This window comes from Pseudokineococcus sp. 1T1Z-3, from assembly GCF_037482365.1.
In the GTDB taxonomy this organism is placed as follows: Bacteria; Actinomycetota; Actinomycetes; order Actinomycetales; family Quadrisphaeraceae; genus Pseudokineococcus.
On sequence record NZ_JBBHZF010000023.1, the window covers coordinates 447,024 to 471,619 of the forward strand.

22 protein-coding genes are annotated in these 24,596 nt (G+C 74.6%); 14 read left to right on the forward strand and 8 right to left on the reverse strand.

Features of this window, described 5'->3' with window-relative positions:
* The first annotated feature begins 17 nt into the window (after positions 1 to 17).
* Positions 18 to 554 (forward strand): hypothetical protein, encoded by a 537-nt coding sequence (locus WDV86_RS09440; RefSeq protein WP_339567367.1) that lies wholly within the window; start codon positions 18 to 20, stop codon positions 552 to 554.
* 30 nt (positions 555 to 584) lie between these two features.
* Here WDV86_RS09440 and WDV86_RS09445 read toward each other — a convergent pair whose 3' ends face one another.
* Entirely contained in the window at positions 585 to 2,558 is a 1,974-nt protein-coding gene (locus WDV86_RS09445; RefSeq protein ID WP_339567368.1) for a sensor domain-containing diguanylate cyclase, read from the reverse strand.
* A gap of 98 nt (positions 2,559 to 2,656) precedes the next feature.
* Here WDV86_RS09445 and WDV86_RS09450 point away from each other — a divergent pair, with 98 nt between their 5' ends.
* Positions 2,657 to 3,514 (forward strand): S-methyl-5'-thioadenosine phosphorylase, encoded by an 858-nt coding sequence (locus tag WDV86_RS09450; protein ID WP_339567369.1) that lies wholly within the window; start codon positions 2,657 to 2,659, stop codon positions 3,512 to 3,514.
* 299 nt (positions 3,515 to 3,813) lie between these two features.
* Here WDV86_RS09450 and WDV86_RS09455 read toward each other — a convergent pair whose 3' ends face one another.
* From WDV86_RS09455 to galT, 3 genes are all read right to left on the reverse strand, one after another.
* Entirely contained in the window at positions 3,814 to 5,214 is a 1,401-nt protein-coding gene (locus WDV86_RS09455; protein WP_339567370.1) for a hypothetical protein, read from the reverse strand.
* 423 nt (positions 5,215 to 5,637) lie between these two features.
* Positions 5,638 to 6,906: a galactokinase gene (locus WDV86_RS09460; protein ID WP_339567371.1), complete on the reverse strand. Its 1,269-nt coding sequence runs from the start codon at positions 6,904 to 6,906 to the stop codon at positions 5,638 to 5,640.
* Complete coding sequence (galT, locus tag WDV86_RS09465) at positions 6,903 to 8,009, reverse strand: galactose-1-phosphate uridylyltransferase (RefSeq protein WP_445263013.1); 1,107 nt, start codon at positions 8,007 to 8,009, stop codon at positions 6,903 to 6,905. The genes WDV86_RS09460 and galT overlap by 4 nt, the downstream gene beginning before the upstream one ends.
* A 350-nt stretch (positions 8,010 to 8,359) precedes the next feature.
* On the opposite strand from galT, the gene WDV86_RS09470 reads away from it, so the two are divergent.
* Positions 8,360 to 8,986, forward strand: coding sequence for an RNA polymerase sigma factor (locus tag WDV86_RS09470; protein WP_339567373.1), 627 nt, complete (start codon positions 8,360 to 8,362; stop codon positions 8,984 to 8,986).
* Between the two features lie 284 nt (positions 8,987 to 9,270).
* Positions 9,271 to 9,855: a hypothetical protein gene (locus WDV86_RS09475; protein ID WP_339567374.1), complete on the forward strand. Its 585-nt coding sequence runs from the start codon at positions 9,271 to 9,273 to the stop codon at positions 9,853 to 9,855.
* A 183-nt stretch (positions 9,856 to 10,038) separates the two neighbouring features.
* On the opposite strand, the gene WDV86_RS09480 is transcribed toward WDV86_RS09475, so the two are convergent.
* Positions 10,039 to 10,875, reverse strand: a complete 837-nt coding sequence (locus WDV86_RS09480; RefSeq protein WP_339567375.1) for an alpha/beta fold hydrolase — start codon at positions 10,873 to 10,875, stop codon at positions 10,039 to 10,041.
* Positions 10,876 to 10,985: 110 nt separating this feature from the next.
* Between WDV86_RS09480 and WDV86_RS09485 the strand changes: the two genes are divergently transcribed.
* Both WDV86_RS09485 and WDV86_RS09490 read left to right on the forward strand, forming a co-directional pair.
* On the forward strand, positions 10,986 to 11,444 hold the full coding sequence (locus WDV86_RS09485) for a MarR family winged helix-turn-helix transcriptional regulator (protein WP_339567376.1): 459 nt from the start codon (positions 10,986 to 10,988) through the stop codon (positions 11,442 to 11,444).
* Positions 11,445 to 11,523: 79 nt separating this feature from the next.
* Positions 11,524 to 12,582, forward strand: a complete 1,059-nt coding sequence (locus WDV86_RS09490) for a methylated-DNA--[protein]-cysteine S-methyltransferase (protein ID WP_339567377.1) — start codon at positions 11,524 to 11,526, stop codon at positions 12,580 to 12,582.
* 63 nt (positions 12,583 to 12,645) lie between these two features.
* Here WDV86_RS09490 and WDV86_RS09495 read toward each other — a convergent pair whose 3' ends face one another.
* The 3 genes from WDV86_RS09495 to WDV86_RS09505 all read right to left on the reverse strand — a co-directional run bounded on the left by WDV86_RS09495 (position 12,646) and on the right by WDV86_RS09505 (position 15,883).
* A complete protein-coding gene (locus WDV86_RS09495; protein ID WP_339567378.1) occupies positions 12,646 to 13,587 on the reverse strand; it encodes a carbohydrate ABC transporter permease in 942 nt (313 codons plus the stop codon).
* Positions 13,584 to 14,453, reverse strand: coding sequence for a carbohydrate ABC transporter permease (locus WDV86_RS09500; RefSeq protein WP_339567379.1), 870 nt, complete (start codon positions 14,451 to 14,453; stop codon positions 13,584 to 13,586). Before WDV86_RS09500 ends, WDV86_RS09495 begins: the two co-directional genes overlap by 4 nt.
* Before the next feature lie 107 nt (positions 14,454 to 14,560).
* Positions 14,561 to 15,883, reverse strand: coding sequence for an ABC transporter substrate-binding protein (locus tag WDV86_RS09505; protein ID WP_339567380.1), 1,323 nt, complete (start codon positions 15,881 to 15,883; stop codon positions 14,561 to 14,563).
* A gap of 474 nt (positions 15,884 to 16,357) precedes the next feature.
* Between WDV86_RS09505 and WDV86_RS09510 the strand changes: the two genes are divergently transcribed.
* From WDV86_RS09510 to WDV86_RS09545, 8 genes are all read left to right on the forward strand, one after another.
* Positions 16,358 to 16,573, forward strand: coding sequence for a hypothetical protein (locus WDV86_RS09510; protein WP_339567381.1), 216 nt, complete (start codon positions 16,358 to 16,360; stop codon positions 16,571 to 16,573).
* An 86-nt stretch (positions 16,574 to 16,659) separates the two neighbouring features.
* Positions 16,660 to 17,586: a hypothetical protein gene (locus WDV86_RS09515; RefSeq protein WP_339567382.1), complete on the forward strand. Its 927-nt coding sequence runs from the start codon at positions 16,660 to 16,662 to the stop codon at positions 17,584 to 17,586.
* A gap of 71 nt (positions 17,587 to 17,657) precedes the next feature.
* Positions 17,658 to 17,894, forward strand: a complete 237-nt coding sequence (locus WDV86_RS09520) for a hypothetical protein (protein WP_339567383.1) — start codon at positions 17,658 to 17,660, stop codon at positions 17,892 to 17,894.
* A 471-nt stretch (positions 17,895 to 18,365) separates the two neighbouring features.
* Complete coding sequence (locus WDV86_RS09525) at positions 18,366 to 18,821, forward strand: hypothetical protein (protein WP_339567384.1); 456 nt, start codon at positions 18,366 to 18,368, stop codon at positions 18,819 to 18,821.
* Positions 18,822 to 19,124: 303 nt separating this feature from the next.
* Entirely contained in the window at positions 19,125 to 20,282 is a 1,158-nt protein-coding gene (locus WDV86_RS09530; protein ID WP_339567385.1) for a lipid II:glycine glycyltransferase FemX, read from the forward strand.
* Entirely contained in the window at positions 20,282 to 21,409 is a 1,128-nt protein-coding gene (locus tag WDV86_RS09535; RefSeq protein ID WP_339567386.1) for an alanine racemase, read from the forward strand. The genes WDV86_RS09530 and WDV86_RS09535 overlap by 1 nt, the downstream gene beginning before the upstream one ends.
* Before the next feature lie 72 nt (positions 21,410 to 21,481).
* On the forward strand, positions 21,482 to 22,762 hold the full coding sequence (locus WDV86_RS09540) for a GNAT family N-acetyltransferase (protein ID WP_339567387.1): 1,281 nt from the start codon (positions 21,482 to 21,484) through the stop codon (positions 22,760 to 22,762).
* A 74-nt stretch (positions 22,763 to 22,836) separates the two neighbouring features.
* A complete protein-coding gene (locus WDV86_RS09545; protein WP_339567388.1) occupies positions 22,837 to 24,507 on the forward strand; it encodes an FAD-dependent oxidoreductase in 1,671 nt (556 codons plus the stop codon).
* The last annotated feature ends 89 nt before the right edge of the window (positions 24,508 to 24,596 follow it).

Consider the following 24,596-nt stretch of genomic DNA (forward strand, 5'->3'; position numbering starts at 1 on the left):
CGCTGCGTCGCAGGGGCATGACCGGAGCGCCCCTGCCGTCCCCGTCCTTGCCGCACCCGCCGTCCCTGCCGCGACCCGGCTTGCAGTTCCTGCGCGGCGTCCGACCGACCGCCGCCGCGCCTGCGGCCGCCCTCGTCGCGCTCCTCGTGACCGGCTGCGCCGCCGGCCAGGACGGCGAGAGCCCGGCAGGCCCGGCTCCTGCGGCGCCGCCGACGACCTCGTCCGAGGCGCCGCCGGCGGACCCGGGCGGCGGCGGTCCGGCCGCCGGGGCCTGCCTCGCGGCGGTCGACGTGGACGGCCGGCGGTACGTCGGTGCCGGCCTGCCGCCCGACGCCGCCCTCCCCCCACCGACGGGCCCGGTGCTGGCGGGCGTCGTCCCGGGCTGCGCCGACGGCATCGGCGACGGGACGGGCGCGGGCACCGAGCCCGTCGAGGTCGAGGTGCGCGCGCTGGAGGGCGTGCCGGTGGAGGACGCCGTGCTCGCGGGCGGGCAGCTCTACCTGGCCGACCCGGTCGACCCGCCGGAGGAGCTCGCCGGGCTGCTCGGGGGCTGACGGCGGCTCGACCACCCTCCCCGAGCCGGCTCAGGACGGCTCGGCGGTCCCTCGTGGGCCGCGCGAGGGCTGCGGGGGAACCCACCGCCCCGGCTCGTCGTGCAGGACGACGCCCCCGCCCCCGGCGCGCTTGGCGGCGTACATGGCGAGGTCGGCCTCGTGCAGCAGCCGCCGGGCGTCGGCACCGGGGTAGCCGACCTGCGCCCCCACGCTCGCGCCCACGGTGAAGACCCCGGGGGTGAGGAGCACGGGGACCTCCAGCGCCGCGACGAGCTGCTCACCGAGGGCGCGCAGGGCGTCGGCGGGCAGGGCGCGCGGCACCAGGACGGCGAACTCGTCGCCGCCCATCCGGGCCACCAGCGCCTCGGGTGCCCCCGCGGCGGCGGTGGTGAGGCGGGCGCCGACGTGGTCGAGCAGCTCGTCCCCGACGGCGTGGCCGGCGCTGTCGTTGACCGCCTTGAAGCCGTCGAGGTCCAGCACGAGGACGCTGGCGCCGGCCCCCTCGGCGCCGACGGCGGCCTGAAGGCGCACGGTGAGCAGCTCGCGCCCCGCCAGGCCCGTCAGCGGGTCGTGCTGGGCGCGGTGGCGCAGCACCTGCTCGATCTGCCGCTCGGCGCTCACGTCCTGCACGACGACGACCAGGTGCGGTGCACCACCGGCGCTCCTGACGCGGGAGGCGCTCACCACCACCCGGCTCTCCGTCTCCGGGCGTCCGGGACGCCCAGCCAGCACGTGCTCGCACCGCGGCCGTCCGCCGGAGCGGGCGGCGACGTCCAGAGCGCAGGGCCCGGGCTCGGCGTGCACCCGCCCGAGCACCTCGACGCCCTGCCCGGCAAGGGCCCAGCAGGGCCGCCCGAGCAGCTCGGCGAGCTCGGCGTTGACCTCCCGCACGACCGTCGGCGCACCCCGGTCCACCTCGACGACGGCGACGCCGACGGGCGCCGTCGCGAAGGCCCGCCGCAGCAGCGACGCACGCTCCCGGGCCGCCGCGTCGGACCGGTCCGCGCGCTGGACGAGCACGTCGCGGTGGCGCCGGGACAGCGACAGGGCGAAGCAGGCGACGGCGAGGACGGCCACGAAGGCGTGCGCGGTCGTCGCCGCCGCGACGGGCTCCAGCCCCGCGAGCGGGCCGCGGCCGGCGGCCGTGCCGAGGGCGACCAGGAGGCTCGCGGCGACGACGTGCGCGCTGACGACGGGCAGCGGGGCACGCAGCGCGAGCCACAGCGACAGCGGGAGCGCCAGGAAGGAGACCGGGACGTCGACCAGCACGCACCACAGCAGCAGGTGCACCCCGGTGGCCGCGAGCAGCAGGACGAGCGCCTCCTGCGGGCTGGCCGGACGCGTCCCATGGCGGCGCGTCGTCCGGCCGCCGCGCCCGAGGCCGACGAGGGACAGCGCGGCGCTCAGGGCGAGGAGGGTGGCGCAGGCGGCGCTGAGCCCGACGGCGGCGGCGACGGCGGGGGCGTCGTCGGCGGACGTGGCGGCCAGCGCCAGCCACCACACGGGGTAGGCGGCGACGGCGCCGGTGAGGGAGGCCACGAGCACGGCCGCGAGGTCGGCGGGGGTGCCGAAGGGGTCGGCCGGAGACTCCCGCCGGGGGCCGGGAGGCTCCACCGGGCTCCGGTGGGACGCCGGCCGCAGGCCGCCGCGGCGTCGCACCAGACCGGCGTGCGCGCGGGCGGCGACCCACCCGTGGACGCCCGCCGCGACGCCCGCCAGGAGGGCGGGCAGGGCGGGCGCGCCGAGCGCGGCGCACGCGACGGCCACCGCGCCCGTCGTGGCGCCCGCGGCGCCGAGGGCGGCCCGGGCGCCGGTGCGCCCCGCCCACCGGCACCACAGCGCACCTACGGCCGCCGCCGTGCAGGTCGCCGCGGCCGGCGGTGCCTCCAGGACCGTCAGGCGGCTCGTCGCGAGGACGAGCACGACGACGACGGCGCCGGCGAGCAGGTGCACGGGCACGTGCTGCGGCCGGCTCGTCGGGCCGGACGGGTGCGAAGGGCTCACGCGGCGTGCATCGGCACGTCGCCGCCGGACCTTGAACGGCGAGGTCGAGGACCGCCCGGGAGCGCCCGCCGACCACCCGGGCGGCCGAGGATGGGCGGGTGAGCGCACCCACGGCCGACCGCAACGACCCGGGCCCCGACGTCGGCGTCGTCGGCGGATCAGGCCTGTACGCCCTCCTCGAGGACGCCGAGCCCGTCACCGTCGCGACGCCGTGGGGGGAGCACAGCGACGGCCTGACCACCGGGACCGTCGGCGGCCGCCGCGTCGCCTTCCTGCCCCGCCACGGGCGCCGGCACACGCTCGCCCCGCACCGCATCGGCTACCGCGCCAACCTCTGGGCGCTGCGCAGCCTCGGGGTCCGCCAGCTGGTCACGGTCTCGGCCGTCGGCTCGCTGCGCCCCGAGCTGGTGCCGGGGACGCTCGTCCTGCCCGACCAGGTCGTCGACCGCACCTGGGGCCGGGAGCACACTTTCTACGACGGCTCCGTGGGCAGAGGCGCGGTGGTGCACGTGCCCTTCGCCGACCCCTACTGCCCGGTCGGCCGCGTCGTCGTCGTCGCCGCGGCCCGGGCCCGCGGGCAGGAGGTGGTCGAGGGCGGGACGCTCCTGACGGTCCAGGGCCCGCGCTTCTCCAGCCGCGCCGAGTCGCGCGTCCACGCCGACGCCGGCTGGTCGGTGGTCGGCATGACGGGCATGCCCGAGGCCGCGCTCGCCCGCGAGCTGGCGTTGTGCTGCACCGCGCTGAGCGTCGTGACCGACCACGACGCCGGGGTCGAGGCGGGCGACGGCGTTACCCACGCCGAGGTGCTCGAGGTCTTCGCCGCGGCGCTCGAGCGGGTCCGGGCGATCGTCCTGGCCGCCCTGCAGGCGCTGCCTCGCGAGCGCACCGGTTGCGCGTGCGCGGGCGTCCTCGACGGGCTCGCCCTGCCCTTCATCCTGCCGGGTGAGGAGAAGTGAGTCGCCCTGTTCCTGGTGGAGATCTCTCTGACCCACCGACCCGGCGTACGCGCCGACCTGGGCCAGCGCGGCCTGCATCTGCTTGATCGCAGGCGTCCACTTGAGCCTCTAGGAGAGCCACGACGACTCACCTCGTCGTGGTTTCTGGTCGTTCCGTGACGTCGTGCAAGCCCACGGACCTATCTCGGTGCGAGGTCTTTCCTGCTCACCGGAGAAGCTTCTGACCGTGAGCCCTCGGCACAGTCGACGCGCGCTCCTTTCGAAAGCCAGGGAGAGGCCTTGTCCGCGACGTAGCATCTCTACCGTTCATCCGATACGTCCTCCGGGGACTGGCTGGCGGCGGTCGCCACGTCCGGCGGTTGCGATGTACCGGTGGCTTCTGGTCCGTCCTGTGAGGAGAGTGCGTTGCTGTCGAGGGGGTCGATGGCGCTCTTGTCGGGCTCTCGTAGCCGTGGGGGTGCCGCTGACCACGCCTTGAGGTTCTGCAGCACCTCGCTGTAGAAGGTGTCGATCGCGGCGAGGACGGAGTCGATGAAGGCTCCGCGTCCCCGTCCGCGCTTAGTCCCGGTGGGCGCACTCATCTCGACGCGGAAGCTCTTGAGGTCGCGGGTGGGATCGACGACGAGCACGGCGGGGTCCTCCCGGACGGCGGCGAGAAGCTCACTCTGGCCGGGGCCGCGGGCGTGGAGGACGAAGGACTCGACGCGGAGGGACTCCGGTGCGGCCTTGAGCTGGCGCACCAGCCATTTCACCCTTGTCGTGGACCGGCCCTCTCGTGGTGCGTCGATGTCGACGTGGCAGGTGATGCGCTGGGCGCGCAGGTCGGCCTTGAAGACGAGCGGACCGACTGCGCCGGGGATGCGGATGGCGCCGTGGAGGACGCCGTCCTTGACCAGGGAGTCCACGAGCGACTGGGCGCGCAGGGCGGGCTCGGCGAGCTCTCGACGGCTGAGCACGGGCACCACCTCGGTGCCGAGGCGGCGGCCCAGCTGTAGGGAGCTGAAGCGCAGCAGCGCGTCGAAACGAGCAACGACCTCGCTGAGTCCTTTGTCGGAAGCGCGTAGGGTGCCGGAGGAGATCGCGGTGCGCACCGGGACCCAGCCGGCTCCCATGTCGTCGAGCTCGAGGGCTCCGGACCGTGGGTGCTCGAGGTAGCGGATCAGCTCGCCGAGGATCCACGCCTGGTCGGGGTCGGCGACGCCGCGGTGCTCCTTCTGAAGCACGGCGCTGCTGAGGACCTGGGTCCACGACAGGTGGTGCAGCGCTACCTTCTTCAGCTTCTTGCGGTCTACGGCGGTCGGGTGCTGGCCGGGGACGGCGGAGATCTCGTTGGAGATGGTCAGCAGGGCGTCGTGCTTGTGCTCTCGGGCGACGTCGAGGTAGTCCTCGAGCTGGCGGGCGTCGAGGTCGTTGGTGCCGGTCTTCACCTCGACGAGGGCGGTCCACGAACGCTGTCCACGCTGCACCCGGATCAGCCCGTCGGGGTAGACGCGTCGGTCGCCGAGCTGGAACGGGACCTCGATATACGTCTCCACCCGACCGGCGGGGGCCCCGAGGGGCTGGGTCAGTGCTCGTCCGAACTCTCGCACCGAGGTCATCACGGCCAGCAGGGCTGACGTCGCCCGGCGCTCTTGCTCCTCGGCGCCGTTGATGCCTGAGGTCGGGATGAGTCGTGCCTCGCTCCAGTGCTCCTGGCTCATGCGTCGTACGTCCCCCGTTTGTTGTCGTGCCCCGTCGGGCACGTTAGCCCGAGACAGCAGGCCAGCAAGGGTGTTGGCTTGAGCGCTGCTGCGACGGGGGTCGTCAGGTGTGGACGTCGGTGAGGTCGGTCCAGCTGCACCGCAAGCCGCCGCGACCGGTGCCTAGGACGTCGTGCTGGACCCGCCGCGGTGCTCGATCGTGCGGGCCGAGGCGGTGTTGTCGACTGCCCACGAGACGACCACGCGGTCCAGTCCTAGGCCAGCTGCGCAGTGCAGCACCTGGCGGAGGGCCCACGTGCCCAGGCTGCGTCGGCGTTCGCAGGAGCGCGCGATGTTCCGGTGTGTCCGCGGGCGTCAGCAAGGGTTTCGTCGAAGTTACGGCGCACGGCGACGGCGCCCTGCACGCGGTCGTCCTCGACCATCTCAGCCCACGCGGGAGGCGCCTGCGGCAGCGACGACGGCGACGAGCTGGGGCCGGGGGTGGCCCGCGTGCACGGCCGCGCGGGTCACGGCCTCGGCGACCGCGTCGACGTCGCCCTCGCGCACGAGGGCGAGGGCCGAGCCGCCGAAGCCGCCGCCCGTCATGCGGGCGCCGAGGGCTCCGGCCGCGCGCGCGGCGTCGGTGACGACGTCGAGCTCGGGGGAGGAGACCTCGTGGTCCTCCCGCAGCGAGGCGTGCGAGGCGTCGAGCAGCGGGCCGACGTCGCCCGGGCGGCCGGCGCGCAGCAGCGCGACGAGCGCACGGGTGCGCTCCTCCTCGGTGAGGACGTGCCGGGCGCGCCGCAGCACCTCCGCCTCGGCCCCGGCAGCCCGCAGCCGGTCGAGGACGTCGAGCACCGAGCTGCCGCGCGCCGCCCGAGCCAGGTGCGGGGTGCCGAGCAGCGCGGCGGCCCGGTCGCAGGCGGCCCGGCGCGCCGCGTACTGGCCGTCGACGAGGGCGTGGTTGGCGCGGGTGTCGACGACGAGCAGCACCAGGCCGTGCTCCTCCAGGGCCAGCGGCACGTGCTCCACCGTGCCGTCGGCCGCGTCGAGCAGCAGCAGGTGCCCGGCGCGTGCGCGCAGCGACGCCTGCTGGTCCATCCCGCCCGTCGGCGACCCGGCTCCCTCGTTCTCCGCCCGCACGCAGGCGGCGACGAGCTCGACCCGCAGGGCGTCCTCGTCCGCGCCGGCCCCTGGTGCGGAGGACGGGACCCCGGCCAGCTCGGCGACCGCCAGCGCCGTGGAGCAGGTGAGCGCCGCGGAGCTGGACAGGCCCGCGCCGACCGGGACGTCGGACGCGACGGCGAGGTCGAGCCCGGTGACCTCGCCCAGCCGACCCTCCCGCTGCGCCAGCGCCCACAGCACCCCCACCGGGTAGGCGGGCCAGCCGGCGACGGCGCCGTCCTGCCCCGCGGGGCGGACGTCAGCGAGCGCGCCCTCCCAGGGCTCCTCGGGCGCCCACGCCGAGATGACCCGTACGCGCCCGTCCTCGCGTGGCCGCGCCGCGACGACGGTGCGGTGCGGCAGCGCCAGCGGCAGGGACGTGCCGCCGGCGTAGTCGACGTGCTCCCCGATGAGGTTGACCCGTCCCGGCGCCGCCCACAGGCCCGCTGGCTCGCCGCCGAGCGAACGCTGGAAGATCTCCCGCGCCGTCGCGGCGGTGCGCTCGACGTCCGGTGCGGCGACCCGGTCGACGGCGACGTCGCCCGTCACCGACCCGCCGCCGGCGAGGATCCTGCGCCGACCTGCCGCAGACGCTCGGCGATGGCCTCGGGTGACCGGTCGTTGACCCACGCCGCCATGCCCGACTCCGAGCCGGCGAGGTACTTGAGCCGGCCGGGCGAGCGCAGCAGCGTGAAGGCCTGCAGGTGCAGGCGCCCGAGGTCGCGCCCGGCGCCGGTAGGGGCCTGGTGCCACCCCGAGATGTACGGCAGGTGCTCGACCTCGTCGAAGAAGCCGTCGAGCCGCCGGACCAGGTCGAGCTGGACGTGTGCCAGCTCCTCGCGCTCGTCGTCCTCCAGCGCGGAGAGGTCGGGGACGTCGCGGTGCGGGGCCAGGTGCACCTCGACGGGCCAGCGCGCGGCGGCGGGCACGTACGCCGTCCAGTGCTCGCCGGTGAGGACGACGCGCGTGCCCGCCCGGCGCTCGGCAGCGAGGACGTCGGCGAGCAGGTTGCCGTCGGTGCGCTCGCGGTGCGCGCGGGCCTCCCGCAGCAGCGCGCGGGTGCGCGGAGGCACCTGCGGGTAGGCGTAGACCTGCCCGTGCGGGTGGCGCAAGGTGACGCCGATCTCCTCGCCGCGGTTCTCGAAGCAGAAGACCTGCGCGACGTCGGGCAGCGCCGACAGCTCCTCGGTGCGGTGTGCGAGCGCCCGCACGACCGTCCGCAGGCGCTCGACGCCGAGGTCGCCGAAGGAGGTGTCGTGGTCGTCGGAGAAGCAGACGACCTCCGTGCGTCCCGCCGCGGGACCGGTGGGCCACAAGGGTTCCCCGTCGACGAGGGCGCCCGGCGCCGGGCCGAGCGCCCCGGCGGAGTAGGAGGGGAAGCGGTTGTCGAGCACCGCGACGTCGTAGGCCCGGGCGGGGATCTCCGACGGCGCCCCGGAGGAGCCGGCAGACCCGGTGGGGCACAGGGGGCACTGGTCCGCGGGCGGCAGGAAGGTGCGGCCCATCCGGTGCGCGGCGACGGCGACCCAGTCCCCGGTCAGCGGGTCGCGGCGCACCTCCCCGGCCCGGCCGCGGTCGGCGTCCGTCATCGGCCGCTCGTCGGGGAACGGCCGGCCCGCGCCGTCCCCGCCGTGGTCGTCGTAGTACCGCAGCGTCCGCCCGTCCGCGAGGAGCTGCTCGGTGCCGGGGCCGCGGACGGCCGAGACCGGGTCCGCGCTGACTCCCCTGGTCGAGGTGACGGGCGCGTCGGCGTCCGGCTCGCTCACGCACGCTCCTCAGGTCGGCCGCCGACGTCGGCGGGCACCCCTGACCCTCTCGGCCCGTCTCGGCCGGGTCAAGGCCGACCAGACCCAGGCCCCGCTCCGGCCGGGGCCCGGCTGCGGCTCGACCGGTCCTCGTCATGGCCGCCGGGAGCCTCATCCGGCCTCGGAGTCGCCACGCAGCGATCAAGACTCGCTGGTCGCGTGCCGAGGTGGTCGACGTGAGGGGCGGGGGACCGTGGGTGGCGGACGAGCTCGTCGCCGGCGTGCACGCCGCGTTCGCTGACGTGTACGTGTCGACCGTCCAAGCGGTCTACAGCAGATGCCGTGGCCGGGTCGGGGGCCACGACGCCGAGGACGCCGTGTCCGTGGTGTTCCTGGAGGTCTGGCGGCTGCGGGAGAAGGCCGTCGCGGTCGAGGGATCTGCACTGCCGTGGGTCTTGGCCGTGACCGACCACTGCCTGGCGGACTACTCGCGAAGCCGGCGGCGGCACGAGGCCCGCCTGGCGCGTTACCGGGCATCCGGGGACGTCGCGGGTGCCGCACCGGATCACGCCGAGGCGGTCGCGGCTGACCTTGACGCGCAGTCCGGGGCTGCTCTGGTCGTCTCTGAAGTCGCCCGCCTGCCCGAGCCGCAGCAGACCATCGCCCGCCGGTGCCTGCTCGAGCACGCGACCTCGGTGCAGGTGGCTGACGAGCTGGGATGCAGCCCCAGCACCGTGCGTGGGCACCTGGGCAAGGCCCGTGCCCGGATCGCTTCCGCGGTACGCCGAAGCGGTGACGACGCGGACACCCGCGCCGTTGCTGGCCATCTACCCATCAGGCGCCCCCACGGCGCCGGCGCGCCGCTGGTGGAGGTCCACCCATGAAGGAGGTCCGCCAGCTACCGCCTGAGCGTGTCCTGCTGCGACTGGAGCACCTGATGACCGAGATCACCCGCCACCCACTCGACCGTGACGACACGACGGTCTCCGACCGGCCGCCAGGCGGGGCCTCGGCATCGACCGCGATGCCGTCCCGACGTCGCCGGGCAGTGGTCCTGGCGGGTGTGGCCGCCGCCGTCCTGGTCGGCACCGCTGCGGCCACGGTGGTCTCGGCCTCGTCGCCGAGCCTGGGGACCCCGGCTTTCGCCGTCACCGCCGAGGAGGGCGAGGTGAGCATCAGCATCATCGACACCACTGCGGCCGCAGAGGAGATGACCGCGCAGCTCGCGGCCGAAGGGCTCGACGTCAGGGTCCAGACGGCCCCGGTGACGCCTCAGCTGGTCGGTACCTGGGTCGGGGTGGGCAGCGACGGCAGCACTGACGAGGTGGTCTTCGACGCCGTCACTGCGCAGGCTCTCGGTTACGCCGACGACATCGCCGTCCCCCGAGGCGCGAGTGGGCTCACCCTCACGGTCGGCGTCCCCACCGAGCCCGGGCAGGCGGCCCAGATCATCGGCATGCGCAACGCCTTCGCGCCAGGTGGCCCGCTCGAGTGCTCGACCGCTCGTGGCGCCACCGTCGCTGCGGCGACGACGATGCTCACCGAGCAGGGCTACAGCACGCAGGTGGTCCGCTTCCCCACCTTCGAGCCCGTCGCGGCGAAGGACACCGACCTCGTCCCCACCGTCTTCTACGACGACGCCACCCCCAGCCATCTGCTGCTCGTCGCCACCGACCCCGGCGACGCCACACTGCAGGCTCGACGTGACCTCGGGTTCTCACCCCGCCAGGCAGCCAGCCTCGACTGCCCGTGAGACGCGACGGTGGACGGCCCCGGCACCCGACCGGCGGCCGGGGCCGTCCCCACGGCTGCCGCGCAGGACCAGGAGGCGGACCGCGCCACTCCACCAGGCCGACCCTGTCGCCATCCAGCGACGAGGCCCTGCCCACGAGCCGCGGAGCGGGCTACGAGGCCCCGCCGCGGACGCCGCCGCGGCCTACCTCGCCAGGAACTCCAGCAGCGCGCGGTTGAACTCCTCGGCGTGGCTCACGTTGAAGCCGTGCGGGGCGTCGTCGACGACGACGAGCTCGCTGCCCGCGATCGCCTCGTGCGTGCGCTTGCCCGAGCCGTCGAAGGGCACGACGCCGTCGCCCGCGCCGTGCATCACGAGGGTCGGGACGGTGACGGCCGAGAGGTCTTCGCGGAAGTCGGTCGTGCCGAAGGCCTCCATGGCGCCGAGCGAGGCCTTCTGGTCGGACTGGTCGCACAGCGCGAGGGCCTGCTGCCGCTGCTCCTCGCTGACCTTCAGCTCCTCCCCGACGGAGAAGAACATGGTCGTGAACTGGTCGTAGAAGGCGTGCGGGTCATCCTTGACGCCCTTCTCGAACGTCTGGGCGGTCTCGTCGTCCAGCGGGCCGTCAGGGTTGTCCTCCGTCTGGGCCATGTACGGCGTCACGGCGCCGGCGAGGACGACGCTGCGCAGGCGCTCGACCCCGTGGCGGGAGGCGTAGCGGGCCACCTCGCCGCCGCCCATGGAGAAGCCCACGAGCGTCACGTCGGTGAGCTCCAGCTCGGTGAGCAGCGCCGCCAGGTCGTCGGAGAAGGTGTCGTAGTCGTACCCGCTGCGCGGCGTGTCGCTGCGGCCGAACCCGCGGCGGTCGTAGGTCACGACGCGGTAGCCGGCGTCGGCCAGGGCCGGCACCTGCGCCGACCACGCCTCGCCCGACAGGGGCCAGCCGTGGATGAGCACGACGGGGCGGCCGGGGCCGCCGGTGTCGTCGACGTGCAGGTGGGTGTCCTTGAAGATCCCGTGGTGGGCGACGACCTCGGTCATGGCGTGAGTCCTCTCCTGCGGTGTCCCCGACGTCTCCGTCGGCTCGTCGCCGACCGTATCGCGCGCGACATGATCGGGCGCGCCGAGCAGTCGGTGCCTACGATCCTCGGATGGGCCGCGAGGAGCCGGACGTGCCGGTCGACCACCGGCTCTGCCTCGCGCTCTACCAGGCCTCGCACGCGATGGACTCCCTCTACCGCGTCCTGCTCGACGGGCACGGGCTCACCTACACCCAGTACACGGTGCTCTCGCTGCTCGCGCAGGACGGGCCGGCGTCGGTGACCTCGCTCGCGCGGCGCCTGTCGTTGTCGTCCAACACGCTCTCGCCGCTGCTCAAGCGGATGGAGCAGCAGGGCCGCGTCACCCGCCGCCGGTCGGCGCAGGACGAGCGGACGGTGCTCGTCGACCTCGCGCCCGAGGGCCGCCTGCTCGCCGACGAGCTGGGCGACGTCCAGCGCGACGTCACCGCGGCCACTGGTCTCGGCGCGGACGAGCAGGACGACCTCGTCGACGTCCTCGGCCGCCTCGCCGGCTCGCTGCGGAAGGCGGCGGACGAAGGGCAGCGGTAGCCGCGACGAGCCGGGTGGTCGACATCGCTGGCCGGGGGCGGAGTGTGCGGTGCGAGGGGCGTGCCTACCGTCAGGCGGCATGGACATGGACGACGAGCGCTGGCGGCAGGTGCAGGCGCGCGAGCACCCAAGGAAGCCCTTCGTCTACGCAGTGCGGACGACGGGCATTTTCTGCCGCCCGACGTGCTCCTCGCGACGTCCGCTGAGGACGAACGTCACCTTCTTCGACGCACCGGCCCAGGCCAGGGACGCCGGGTACCGGGCCTGCCTGCGCTGCGCCCCGGAGGAGGCGACGTCTGCGCGCGGTGTCGTCGACCCGGTCGCCGCGGCGTGCCGGGCGATGCTCGAGCACGGCGGGCCGCTGACCGCGGCCGAGCTGCGCCGCGTCACCGGGCTGAGCCAGCGCACGCTGTCGCGTGCTTTCGCCACGGTGGTCGGGACGAGCGCCAAGGCCTTCGGGGATGCGGTCCGCACCGGTACGGCCAGGACGCTGCTGCGGTCGGGAGAGCCGGTGACCGACGCCGTCTTCGGCGCGGGGTACGGGTCGCTGCGGGCCTTCTACGAGACCGCCGCGCCCACGCTGGGGATGACCCCGAGCGCCTACGCCGGCGGAGCAGCGCACGAGCAGCTGTCGTGGACGAGCACGACCACGCCGGTCGGGGAGCTCCTCGCGGTCGCCAGCACGCGCGGCCTGTGCGCGGTACGCATCGGGTCGGACGTCGCGACCCTGCTCGAGGAGGTCCGCGCGGAGTTCCCCGCGGCCACGCTGGTCGCCGCGCACGAGGAGCTGGCCGACGTCGCCGCAGCGCTGGCCCACCTGGCGTCCGGTCGCCAGCCCGCCCACGAGCTGCCCCTCGACGTCCGCGGGACCGCCTTCCAGGCGCGGGTGTGGGCAGCGCTGACCCGCATCCCGGCGGGTGAGACCCGCAGCTACGCCGACGTCGCCGCCGAGATCGGCGCGCCGCAGGCCGTCCGGGCGGTCGCCGGCGCCTGCGCCCGCAACAGGGTGGCCCTGGTCGTGCCGTGCCACCGGGTCGTCCGCAGCGACGGCGCGCTGGGCGGGTACCGGTGGGGCATCACCGTGAAGCAGTCCCTGCTGGAGGCCGAGCGCACCTGCGCGACGGCAGGGACGCGATGACCGGGCACAGCACGGCACCACGACCTCCGCAGCCGGCCATCACGCGGCCCGCGACGGCGCTCCTCAGCCCTTGACTGACCCGGCGTTGAGGCCGGCGATGAGGTACTTCTGCGCGACGAAGGCGAAGACGAAGACCGGCGCCGTGAGCAGCAAGGAGGCCGCGCCCGCCTGCTGCAGCAGCGGCAGCGTCTGCCCCAGCTGGGTCGCGATGAAGACCGGGACGGTCGCCGCGTTGATGTCGGTGAGGACGACCGCCGTCAGGTACTCCTGGAAGGCGAAGAGGAACATGAACAGGCCGGCGGTGATGATGCCGGGGCCCATGAGCGGGATGATGACGCGCCACAGCAGCGAGATGCGGGTGCAGCCGTCGAGCATCGCCGCCTCGTCGATCTCCTTGGGCACCGCGGCGAAGAAATTGCGCAGCAACCAGATGGAGAAGGGCTGGTTGATGGCGATGAGCGCTGCGCCGAGGGCCAGCGTCGTGTCGTAGATCCCGAGCTGCGTGGAGATCTCGTACATCGGCAGGACGACGGCGGTACGCGGCAGCGCCCGGAAGACGAGGGCCAGCACGAGCAGGACGACCGAGACCCACCCTGGCACCCGCGAGAGGGCGTACGCGGCGGGCAGCCCGATGAGGAGCGCGACGACCGTCGACCAGGCCGCGACCACGCTCGTGTTGATGAGGTAGCGGTAGAAGTTCGTCGACTGCCAGAGGTCGACGAAGACGTCGAGCGTCGGGGTGAAGGTGTAGACCGGCGGGTTGAGGAAGGCGACGTTGGTCGGCTTGACCACCGAGAAGGCCGTCCACAGCACCGGGCTCAGCATCACCAGGCACACGACGGCCAGCAGCACACCGGCCAGGGCGTTCTTGCGCCGCGAGGTCTTGGGCCCGCGCGCCGTCCGGTAGGTCTCCGGCTCCCGCTCGGGCTGGCGACCTGCCGCCTCGCGCCAGCCGCCCGGGGCGCCGTGGGGGGTGGTGACCCGCTCTGTCGTCTGGTCGCTCACGCCCGGCTCCCCTCGCGCGCGGTGTCCCGGATGAAGGGCAGCAGCATGATGGCGATGAGCACGATGAGCAGGACATTCATCGCGCTGCCCAGGCCCAGGCGTTGACCGCCGTCGAGGAAGGCCTGGTTGTAGATGTACAGGACGAGCGACTCGTTGCCGATCTGCACCGCCTGCGGCGAGAGCGGGATGAGCTGGTCGAAGACCCGCAGCACGTCCATGATCGAGATGAGCGTGACGAAGCCGATGATCCCGCGGATGCTCGGCGCGATGACGCTCCAGTGCGTGCGCAGGGTGCCGGCGCCGTCGACCCGGGCCGCCTCCAGCAGGTCCTTGGGAACCCCTTGGAGCCCGGCCAGGATCACGAGCATCGAGAAGGGCAGCAGCCCCCACACGACCGCGGCGGCGACCAGCCCGCGGTTGGCCCAGGTGTCGGTGAACCACAGCACCGGCGGCAGCCCGACGGCCGAGATCAGCTGGTTGACCAGGCCGCCGAAGTTGTCGTTGAAGAGCCAGGAGAACATCGTCGCGCCGATGAGCCCGGGGACGACGTAGGAGACGAGCAGCAGCCCGAGCACCACCGGGCGCATCCGCCCGAGCCGGTTGACGAGGACGGCGAGCACGTACCCGCCCAGCACGAGGACCGTGACGACGGCGATCGTCACGACGACCGTGAAGGAGACGGCGGACAGGAACCGGGGGTCGGCGAACGCCTCGCGGTAGTTGTCCAGCCCGACGAAGGTGCCCGGCTGGCCGTACCGCACCTCCTGCAGGCTCCACTCGACCGTCCGGTACAGCGGGACGACCAGCAGCGCCAGCATCACCAGGACGCTGGGGGCGACCAGGTAGGCGTACTCACGTCTGCGCACAGCGGCTCCTCGGGTCCGGCGGGTCGGGGCGACGGCGGCGAGGTCGCTGCCGGGAGAGGGGGCGGGGCCCTCGGGCGGAGGGCCCCGCCCGGCTCAGGGGCGGGAGGTCAGTAGCCCGCCAGGACGTCCGTGGCGATCTGCTGCATCCGGGCGGTGCCGTCCTCGACGCTGGTCTGACCGAGGACGACCTCGGCGACGACGGGCCGGATCTCGTTGGAGATGACGGCCGTCCACGGGTAGGGCTCGGCCGGCGGGGCGTTGTCGATGGCGTCGTTGGCCGCGGCCGCGTACGGCGAGGAGTCCTCGTCGACGAGGCCGTCACGGGCGGGGTAGGCCGCCGGGACGGAGGCCTCGGAGGCCTCCTCGGAGACCGCCGTCGCGATGACCTCGAAGAGGACGTCGTCGGGGACCGGGGAGTTCTGCGGCAGCGACCAGCCGTCCACCGACAGGGCGCTGTACTGGTACGGCGCGCCCTCGACGACGACGGGCGGCGGGGCGAAGCCGAAGTCGTCGAAGAACTGGGTGTTCGACTCCTGCACGAGGTCGTTCATGCGGCCGGAGAACATGATCGCCATGGCGGCGTCGCCGTTGTACATCTGCTGCTGAACGCTCGGCTGGTCGAACGTCGTGACCTGCGGGTCCATGTAGGGCACGAGGGACAGGAGCTCTTCCAGCGCCTGCGCGGCCTCGGGGGTGTCGAAGTTCGCCGACATCGTGTCGACGTCGACGAAGTCCACCCCGAGGGAGCCGAGGGCCGCGTCGTAGGCGGTGACGATGTCGCCGCTGGCCAGCAGCGGCAGCGCGATCGGGTAGGCGAAGTCACCGGACTCCTGGAGAGCCGCTGCGGCGTCGCGCATCTCGGCGAAGGTCGTCGGCGGCTCGAGCCCGGCCTCGTCGAAGACGTCGGCCCGGTAGGCCATGACGTACATCTGCGCCTGCATCGGCAGGGCGTAGAGCTGGCCGTCGTAGGACATCGCCTGCCGCATGCCCTCGTTGAGCGCGCCGAGGTCGTACTCCTCGCCGTAGGTGTCGACGAGGTCGTCGAGGGGGACGAGCGACCCGTCGGCGGCCAGCTGCGGGATGATGTAGCCGTACGTCTCGATGACGTCGTAGGTGCCGCTGTCCCCGGCGAGCGTCGCCGTGGTGCGCTGCACCTGGCCGGCGAAGTCGATCGGCTCGTGGGCCACCGTGAGGTCGCCCTGGGTGCAGCTCGCGACCATCGTGTTGGTGAAGGGGTCGATCGCCGAGGAGTTGTAGGCGAGGACGTTCACCGTCGTCGGCGAGTCGACCTCGACGTCGCACTCGACCTCGGCGGCGTTCTCGGCGCCGGTGCGCGAGCCCGCGCCGCAGGCGGTGAGCACCATCATCGAGGCGAGCGCGGTGGCCGTGGCGGCCACGGGGGTGGGGCGGCGGAGATGCAGGGCGCGCATGGCGTCCTCCTCGGCTCGGGCGCACGGCGTCGACATGAGCCGTGCTGCGGTGGTCAGGTCCACGGGGGACGGTCAGGAGCCGGCGCAGCAGGGGCATGGGACGCCGAGACGGGCACACCGTAGGCGGGGGCCGGGAGGTGGACAACTGCGGTGGTCGACCCAGACGCCCGGCACACCAGACCAACGAGGAGACGGGGGCTCTCGTCGGCACCGGGAGGGCCATGGGTGGCCCGGCGATGCCCTTGTCTTGTAGCGCTCACCCGTCGCCCGAGATGCTCGTCCGTGACCTGCGGCGGCACAGCGGCTCCCGGGAGACGTAGGAGCGCCGACCACGGCGACCACCGAGGCCGGAACTCCCGGCCCCGGCCGCCGGACCTACGCACTCTTCGGCGCCGAAGCTTCAGCACGAGACGCAGGTTTGGCGCGCCGGCCGGGCCGTCACCATCGCCGCTAACACCGGCCGGACCGACGTCGATGAGCACGCGGGCGGACGGGTGTTGGACGCCCTCGCGGGCTGCTCGCGGCGCCGTCACTACTAGCTACCACGTCGCGCTCGACCGGCCGATCTGCACCGGCGGCGTCAGCACCGGCCGCTCCCGCCGTGGCGCCGCGCACGAGCTGCGGATCCGCGCCAACGCCGCCGACGAGCCGGTCCAGGTCATCCGCCTGGTGATCGGCGCCTGCGAGTGAGGACACCCGACTGGCTCGCCGAAGGCCTCGAGCTCGCCGGTTGGGCCCGGGCGAGGGTCCAGGGGAGGATGAGGACCGTGCGACGGATGTCGGCGGCACGCCAGGAGGCCGAACGGCTGCTGCTCGGCGGGGCCTGGCACCCGCTCACCAAGAGCCTGACGTTCTTCGCCGCCGACGTCGAGGAGTGCGTCGCCGGGTTCATGGACTGGCGCGGCCGCGGGGTGCTCGAGCGCACCGGCCACCCGCTGCGCCGGCGCGACATCACCGGCGACCTTGAAATGCTGCTCGCCGAGCTAGTGCCGATGGAGGTAGCGATGGGGCGGCGCAACCTGTTCGTCCCCGTCGCTTCCAAGGGGCCCTACCGCACCATGATGCTCCGCAGTTCTTGGCAGGGCACCGACTCGGGGTCGGAGCAGGCGGCGTTCGGGACGCGGGGCGTCGGCAGCGTGGAGGTCAGCAGCTGTCCCAACGACCCCCGTGGGTTGATCTGGCCCCGGGGCTTCTACGGCATCCACGAGTTCGGTGTCCTGCAGCCTGTCTCCAAAGACGTGGACCCACGCGGCTTCACCGGCCGAACGGTCGGGACACGGATCGGCAACCGCGGAGGGTGGATCTTCGTAGACCTTGGGGACAGGCTGCCGTTCGAGGACACCAACGCCTACATGGCACCCCGAGCCCGCGACCGCTTCACCCAGCAGATGCTCATCGACTACGCCGCCGAGCTCGATCTGCACCCCTTCGACGCCGACTTCTACGCCCCCGAGGGCACCGCCGTCCTGGTCGAGCACACCGGACCCGCGATCTGGGGAGAACGGCTGGCCAACATCGCCGACGCCCAGAGCGCCGGGAACCCCGACGAGCTCGGGACCGCTCACCCCAACGCCAGTACCGACGAGCCAGAGTCGCGCACCATCACCGTCATCGACGGCGTCGCCCACCACCACGGCGAAGCCATGTGGGACCCCAACATCCCCGGCACCCGACTACCCCCCGGATGGACACCGAGCACTTGACCCAGGGCGAGTGCCCTGAACGCCGAACAGGCGTCACCGGCCTCGATGCGTGCCAAATACCGCTCCTACTGATGCGCCAGGGACCGCCGCGAGTCACCACGCTGGGGAAGCTGACCCGGGAGCAGATGCTGGAGTCGTTGACGACGAGGCCGTACGAGCCGAGCCGGGGCGTGCAGGCCGGTGAGTGGGACCCGGCGCCAGCCTCGGAGCCGGCGGGCTCCTTCGAGGCCACGGTCGGTCGTGCCCTGGACGACGGCTTGCTGACGGGCGAGAACTACGACGCCGTCCTGGATGCCCTCGCCGACTGAGCGGGCCCGGAGGCGTGGACGTGGCTAGGGGTGCTCCTGGCGGGGTACGCCGCCGGCCGGGACATTGAGTCGGTGGTTGGGGTAGGTGTGCCAGCGTGTTGCTCCGGACCAGGCCGACCCGGTCTGCGACCTGGACCAACGCACCGGACGCCTCGACATCGGCGGCTGATCGAGGACCAGGGGCGCCCGTTATCGGACAGGGTCGTGAGCAGGACGGCTGTAGGGGTGCGGTGGCGCGATGCTCGAGCGACCGTCGGGTCGCTGGCAGGCGGTCGTCAGCGGGGACGCTGGTGCGGAGGCACTCGTCAGCGGTAGCCGAGGGTTCAGTGGTGGGGCCCGGCGGTGAGCCGGGCGCAAGCCGCTCAGGACCATGTGGAGAAGCCACGACGTCGGACGACGCAGGCGCGCCGTGGAACCTGACCCCGGAGGACGACGCCGTCATGGTCGCCTTCCTCGGCTGGATCACTGACGGTGCTGGCCGCGGCCGCGGGCACGTCTGACGCCGTGGTCGCCGCGACGCTGACCGAGCCCTCGACCCACGTGACCGCCCCGCACCTGCGGCACTTCAGCCGCAGCGCAGAAGGGTGGGTGACGGCGGGCGGCATCGCCTCCGCCTACCCGACCGACGTGGAGAGCTGCTCCACGGCACGACACGTCGACAGCCCGGCGCGGCCGGTCGACGGCGTCGGCTTCGTGTCGTCGGTCGAGGACGACAGCGGGGACGTCTGCTTCGTCACCCTGGCCCAGGTGCGCCGGCTCGTGGGCGCGAGCGCCGCGGTGCGGTACGACGACCGCGAGCAGCCCGTGACCATCGGCCCCGACGGACTCGTACCCGTGCTCGTCCGTCTCCATCGGGGCGTCGTCAGCAACATCGACCTCGTGGTCCGCGACAGCGCCGGACGTGTGGTGTCCACGACGAGGCTCTGAGCCTGGGGTCACGAGCCGAGCTGCCACCAAGCGCCGCCGCTGCGACGGGACCGGTGGACGTTGGTGAGTGAGACGCTTTCCCCTGTCGACCACGCGCTGATCAGCTGCTCCCGAGGCCGAGCGTCTTCGCGGAGCAGCGGACCTCCGCGCCCTCAGTGAACGGGAGGAAGCCCGCACGTTGGTGCAGGGCTCGGACGGCGTGCTGCTCCTCGACCGTGCCGAGCCGACCATGTGGCAGCCCTCCTGCCGGGCTCCCTCGAGGCCGGTCGCAGCGGACGGCCCCTGGTGGCTAGGGTCGCGCCGATGATCGAGGTCACGACCACCACCCCTGCCGACCACCGGGCGTTCGTGGCCTCCCACGTCGAGGCCGGCGGGTCGGCGAGCTTCCTGCAGACCCCGGGGTGGGCGGCGGTCAAGCCCGAGTGGACGGCGGAGTCGCTCGGCTGGTTCGACGGCGGCGCGCAGGTCGGCGCGGCGCTCGTCCTCTACCGGCAGCTGCCGCGGGTCAAGAGGTACCTGGCGTACCTGCCGGAGGGCCCGGTCCTGGACTACGCGGCCGTGGGCGACGACCTCGAGCCCTACCTGGCCCCGCTGACCCGCCACCTCAAGGCCAGGGGCGCCTTCGGCGTCCGGATCGGCCCGCCCGTCCCCACTCGCCGCTGGTCGGCCGAGCAGGTGAAGAAGGGCATCGCCGACGACGCCGTCACCTCCCTGGTCGACCTGCCGCCGACCCAGACCAGCTCCGTGGGCATGGGCGTGGTCGCCTCCCTGCGAGGGCTGGGCTGGCGCTCGCAGGCCGTGGCCGGTGGCTTCTCCGCCGGGCAGCCGCAGTACGCCTTCCAGGTCCCGCTGGCGGACGCCGACGGCACGCCCCGGACCGAGGACGCCGTCCTGAAGGGCATGAACCAGCTGTGGCGGCGCAACATCAAGAAGGCCGCCAAGGAGGGCGTCGAGGTCGAGGTCTGCGCCCCGACGGGCGAGGACCCGCGGCTGTCCGCCTTCCACGAGCTCTACGTCCACACCGCCGGCCGCGACGGCTTCACCCCCCGGCGGCTGGACTACTTCACGACCATGGCCGCGGCCCTCAACGGCGACGAGCCCGACCGGCTGCGCCTCTACCTGGCCTCCCACGAGGGCGATCTCGTCGCCGCGACCCTGTGGATCCGCGTCGGCGCCCACGCCTGGTACTCCTACGGCGCCTCCTCGACCGCCAAGCGGGAGGTCCGCGGCTCGAACGCGGTGCAGTGGCGCATGATCCGCGACGCCATGGCCGAGGGCGCCCGCGTCTACGACCTGCGCGGCATCACCGACACCCTGAGCGCCGACGACCACCACGTCGGCCTCGTGCAGTTCAAGGTCGGCACCGGCGGGGAGGCCGTCGAGCACGTCGGGGAGTGGGACCTGCCGCTGAACCGGGTGCTGTACACCGCCTTCGACCTCTACCAGCGCCGGCGCGGCTGATGCCGCTCGTCCTGCACGTCGACGACGACCGCTGGCTCGCCCACCTGCAGCGCACCGCCGAGCGGCTGCCCGGGCTCGTCCCCGTCGCCAAGGGCAACGGCTACGGCTTCGGCCTGACCCGGCTGGCCCGGCGCGCGCAGGCGCTCGGCGTCGACACCGTCGCCGTCGGCCTGCACGAGGAGCTGCCCGCCGTCGCCGAGGCCTTCGACGGGTCCCTGCTCGTCCTGGCGCCGCACCGACCGCACCAGCCCCGGCCGGCCGACCTCGGCGTCGACCCTGACCGGGTCGTGTCGACCGTCGGGCGGACGGCGGACCTGCGCGACCTCGTCGCTCGCTCCGACACCGCGCCGCGCGTCGTCCTGGAGCGGCTGACGTCGATGACGCGCCACGGCGCCGACGCGGAGATGCCGGCGCTCGTCGACCTGGCCGCGGAGCTCGGCTGCCGGGTCGAGGGCGTCGCCCTGCACCTGCCGCTGCCGACCGGCGGCGCCTGGCCCCGCCCCGGGCGGCTGCGGCGCGTGGCGTCGGCGGCGCGCGGCAGCGGGCACGTCGAGGAGGTCCGGCGGCTGCTCGCCGAGCCGGCGCTGGCCGGCCTCGCCGCCAGCGGCGATGCGGCGGCGCAGGTCTGGGTCTCCCACCTGGAGGCCGGCGAGCTCGCCCAGCTGGCCGGCGAGCTCCCCGACCGTCGCCTACGGCCACGCACCGGCACGAGCCTGTGGCTCGGCGACCCGGGCGCGCTGCGTGTCACCGCCACGGTGCTCGACGCCCACCCGGTCGCCCGCGGTGACGCCGTCGGCTACCGGCAGCGGCCCTCCCGCCGCGCCGGCACGGTGCTCGTCGTCGCGGGCGGCACCTCGCACGGCGTCGGGATGGCCGCCCCGACCGGCGCGGGGTCGCTGCGCGCGCGGGCGGCGACGGTCGCGCGGGGCCTGCTCGACGCCGCCGGCCGCGTGCGCTCGCCCTACGCCGTCGGCGGCGGCCGGGCGTCCTTCGTCGAGCCCCCGCACATGCAGGTCTCGATGGTCTTCGTGCCCGCGGGCGCGGCCGTGCCCGCGGTCGGCGACGAGGTCGCGGTGCGCGTCCGGAACACCACGACCGACGTGGACCGGGTCGACAGCGCCCTCTGAGCCGCTCTGCGCCAACCGGTCAGCGGAAACGCCCGTGCTGGGCGGACGGCGCCGCCGGTAGCGTCGCCGCCCGTGACGGACGAGGGCGTGAGGACAGACGGGCTGCGGCTGCGGGACATGCGCCCGCAGGAGCACGAGCAGTGGCTGGCGCTGACCCACCGTGCCTACCTCGCCGAGCAGCACGCCTCGCCCACGACGGTCGAGCTGGTCCGCCGCCTGCGCGAGGGGCACCGCCGGCGCGTCGTCGTCGAGACGAGCGACCGCCTCGTCGCCACCTTCCGCTCCTACGCGGTGCCGCTGCCCCTGCCTGGTGGGCCGGGCCGCTGCGCGCCGACCGACGCGATCAGCTCGGTCGCCGTCGCGGCGACGCACCGCCGCCGCGGCCTGCTGCGGCAGCTGATGACCGACGACCTGCACGCGGCCCGCGAGCGCGGCGACACGCTCGCGGTGCTCATCGCGATGGAGGGCGGCATCTACGAGCGCTACGGCTTCGGCGCCGCCACCCGGGCGTGCCGGTGGACGCTGGACGCGCGCGAGGCGCGCTTCCGCACCGATCCCGTCCGTGAGGGGCGGGTGCACCTGGACCCGTGCGAGGCCCCGGACCTCGTGGACGTCGCGCCCGCCCTGCACGACCGGCTCGCGGCGCGCTCGCCCGGCGCCATGCCCCGCGAGCCGCTGTGGTGGCGGTCCGCGCTGGGGCTCGAGGCCGAGGACGACGCCGAGCGGCGCCGGCTGCGCCCGGCGGTGCTGGCCCGGGACGACAGCGGCGCGGTCGTCGGCGCGCTCACCTACCGCGCCGTCGAGAGCTGGGAGGGCCGCCGGACGACGGCGCGCGCCGAGGTCGCCGAGCTCCTCGCCGACGGCCCGGCTGCGACGACGGCGCTGTGGCGCCACCTCGCCGAGGTGGACCTCGTGACCTCGGTGACGGCGTCCTACCGCTCACCGTTCGAGGCCCTGCCCGAGCTGCTCCTCGACCCGCGTGCCGCCACCCAGTCCGAGCACGAGGACTTCGCCTGGGTCCGGGTGCTCGACGTCCCCGCGGCGCTCACGGCCCGCCGCTACGCCCTCCCGGGCGCCGTGACCGTCGAGGTCGTCGACGCCCTCGGTCTCGCCGGCGGCCGCTGGCGTCTGGACGTCGGCGAGGACGGCACGGCCACCGCCGAGCCGACGAGCGCCGAGCCCGACGTCGTCCTGCCCGTCGAGGTGCTCGGCGCGACCGTCCTCGGCCAGGTACCGCTCGCGGGGCACGCCGCCGCCGGCCGCGTCGACGAGCGCACGCCCGGGGCCGCCCGCCGCCTGGGCGCGCTGCTGTGGGACCCCTCCACCGCGGTGCTGGGACGCACCTGGTTCTGAGCCGGACCGTTGTCGGCGGCGTCCCGCATGGCTAGCGTCGCGGCGTCGGGCCCATCTGGTGCCGGGGGTGAGCGGTGGCCGTCGACCCCTCCTATGCGGGCCACGCCGCAGGAGCCCGTGCCCAGGGAGGTAGCTCCTCCGTACTCGACGTCCTCGTCGTCGGCGCCGGCCCCACCGGCCTGACGGCGGCGGGTGACCTGGCGCGCGCCGGCCGGTCGGTCGCCGTCCTCGACCGACGTCCGGACCGCAGCCGCAGGAGCCGCGCCTTCGCGACGACGGCGAGCACCCTAGAGCTGCTCGACGCGCGCGGGCTCGCCGAGGACCTGCTCGCCCGCGGCGTCCCCGCCCGCGAGCTCGACCTCGGCCTGCGCGGCGGCCCGCTGCGGCTGCCACCGCTCGCCTCGGCGTTCGCCTTCGCCCTCGTCGTCCCGCAGGCGGAGGTCGACGCGGCCCTCGACCGCTCCGCACGCGCCCACGGCGCCGCCGTCCACCGCGGCGTCGAGGTCGTCGACCTCGCCCAGGACGACGGCCTCGTCGTCGTCACCACGCGCCCGACCAGCGGCGAGGGCCCGCCCACGACCTGGCGGGCCCGGTACGTCGTCGGTGCCGACGGCGCCCGCAGCACGGTGCGGCGACTGGTCGGCGTGCCGTTCCCGGGCCGCACGGTGCTTTCGTCCATGGTCCTGGCCGACGTCCGGCTGACCGGCGGCCCGCCACCCGAGCGGCTGACCGTGCGGACTACGACCGACGGCTTCGCGTTCCTCGTCGCCTACCACCGTGAGGAGGGCGCCGGCTGGTACCGCGCCATTACGTGGGACCGCCGCCGCGAGGTCCCGCTGGAGGTGCCGCTGGCCGACGCCGAGGTGGTCGACCGGCTGCGGAGCGCGCGGCCCGACGTCGGGGTGGCCGAGGTCGGCTGGCGGTCCCGCTTCTCCAGCGACGAGCGGCAGGTGGGCGCCTACCGCGTCGGGCGCGTGCTGCTCGCCGGGGACGCCGCGCACGTCCACTCGCCGATGGGCGGCCAGGGCATGAACACCGGCGTGCAGGACGCCGCCGGGCTGGCGTGGAAGATCGACGCCGTGCTGGGCGGGGCGCCCGACGCCGTCCTCGACACCCACGGCTCCGAGCGCCACCCCGTCGGCCGGCGGGTGCTGCGTCGGTCCGGCCTCATGGCGCGGGGCCTCACGACGGGCTCGCCCGCCCTCCGCGCGCTGCGGGACGCGGTGCTGCCGGTGGTCCTCCGCCTGCCGCCCGCGCGTGACCGGGTCGTCGGCGGCTTCGCCGGGACGACGTCGCGGTACCCCCGCGGGCGCGGCGAGGCACGGCTCGTCGGCACCCGGGCGACCGCTGTGCCCCTCGTCGAGGGGTCGCTGACCGCCGTCCTGCGGACCACCCCCGGCTTCGTGCTCGTCGAGCCGCGTGACGTCGCGGCGCCGGGTCCGGCGGTCGCGCCCCTCATGCGGGTCCGCCGCACCGACCGCGGGCCCGCGCTGCTCGTGCGCCCGGACGGCTACGTCGCCTGGGCGGGCACCCGCGGCCAGGCGCCGGACGGGTGGCGGGCGGTGCTGGCGTGGTGGACGGGGACGGAGGTCGACGGCCGGCGCGTCGGGCCTCGCGGACGGGCGCGGACTCCGAGGGCCGACACGCGGAGCCCGTCGGACGACCGCGGATCCCGAGGGCTTGGCGTCGGCGTGCCGGCCCGCGACGCCCGCGCCCAGGAGGCGAGACGGCGCGCCGGCCCGTGAGGTCCGCGCTCAGGAGCGGCCGTCGTCGTCGACGTCGCTGATGCCCTGCGCTGCCGCTCGCCGAGCGCCCGGGTCGAGCCGGGTCCACG

Coding starts and splice junctions, on each gene's coding strand:
- WDV86_RS09455 (WP_339567370.1), bottom strand. CDS start 5,214: ATGAGCCAGGAGCACTGGAGCGAGGCACGACTCATCCCGACCTCAGGC.
- WDV86_RS09505 (WP_339567380.1), bottom strand. CDS start 15,883: ATGCGCGCCCTGCATCTCCGCCGCCCCACCCCCGTGGCCGCCACGGCC.
- WDV86_RS09485 (WP_339567376.1), top strand. CDS start 10,986: ATGGGCCGCGAGGAGCCGGACGTGCCGGTCGACCACCGGCTCTGCCTC.
- WDV86_RS09510 (WP_339567381.1), top strand. CDS start 16,358: ATGAGCACGCGGGCGGACGGGTGTTGGACGCCCTCGCGGGCTGCTCGC.
- WDV86_RS09535 (WP_339567386.1), top strand. CDS start 20,282: ATGCCGCTCGTCCTGCACGTCGACGACGACCGCTGGCTCGCCCACCTG.
- WDV86_RS09490 (WP_339567377.1), top strand. CDS start 11,524: ATGGACATGGACGACGAGCGCTGGCGGCAGGTGCAGGCGCGCGAGCAC.
- WDV86_RS09440 (WP_339567367.1), top strand. CDS start 18: ATGACCGGAGCGCCCCTGCCGTCCCCGTCCTTGCCGCACCCGCCGTCC.
- WDV86_RS09480 (WP_339567375.1), bottom strand. CDS start 10,875: ATGACCGAGGTCGTCGCCCACCACGGGATCTTCAAGGACACCCACCTG.
- WDV86_RS09530 (WP_339567385.1), top strand. CDS start 19,125: ATGATCGAGGTCACGACCACCACCCCTGCCGACCACCGGGCGTTCGTG.
- WDV86_RS09520 (WP_339567383.1), top strand. CDS start 17,658: ATGCGCCAGGGACCGCCGCGAGTCACCACGCTGGGGAAGCTGACCCGG.
- WDV86_RS09515 (WP_339567382.1), top strand. CDS start 16,660: ATGTCGGCGGCACGCCAGGAGGCCGAACGGCTGCTGCTCGGCGGGGCC.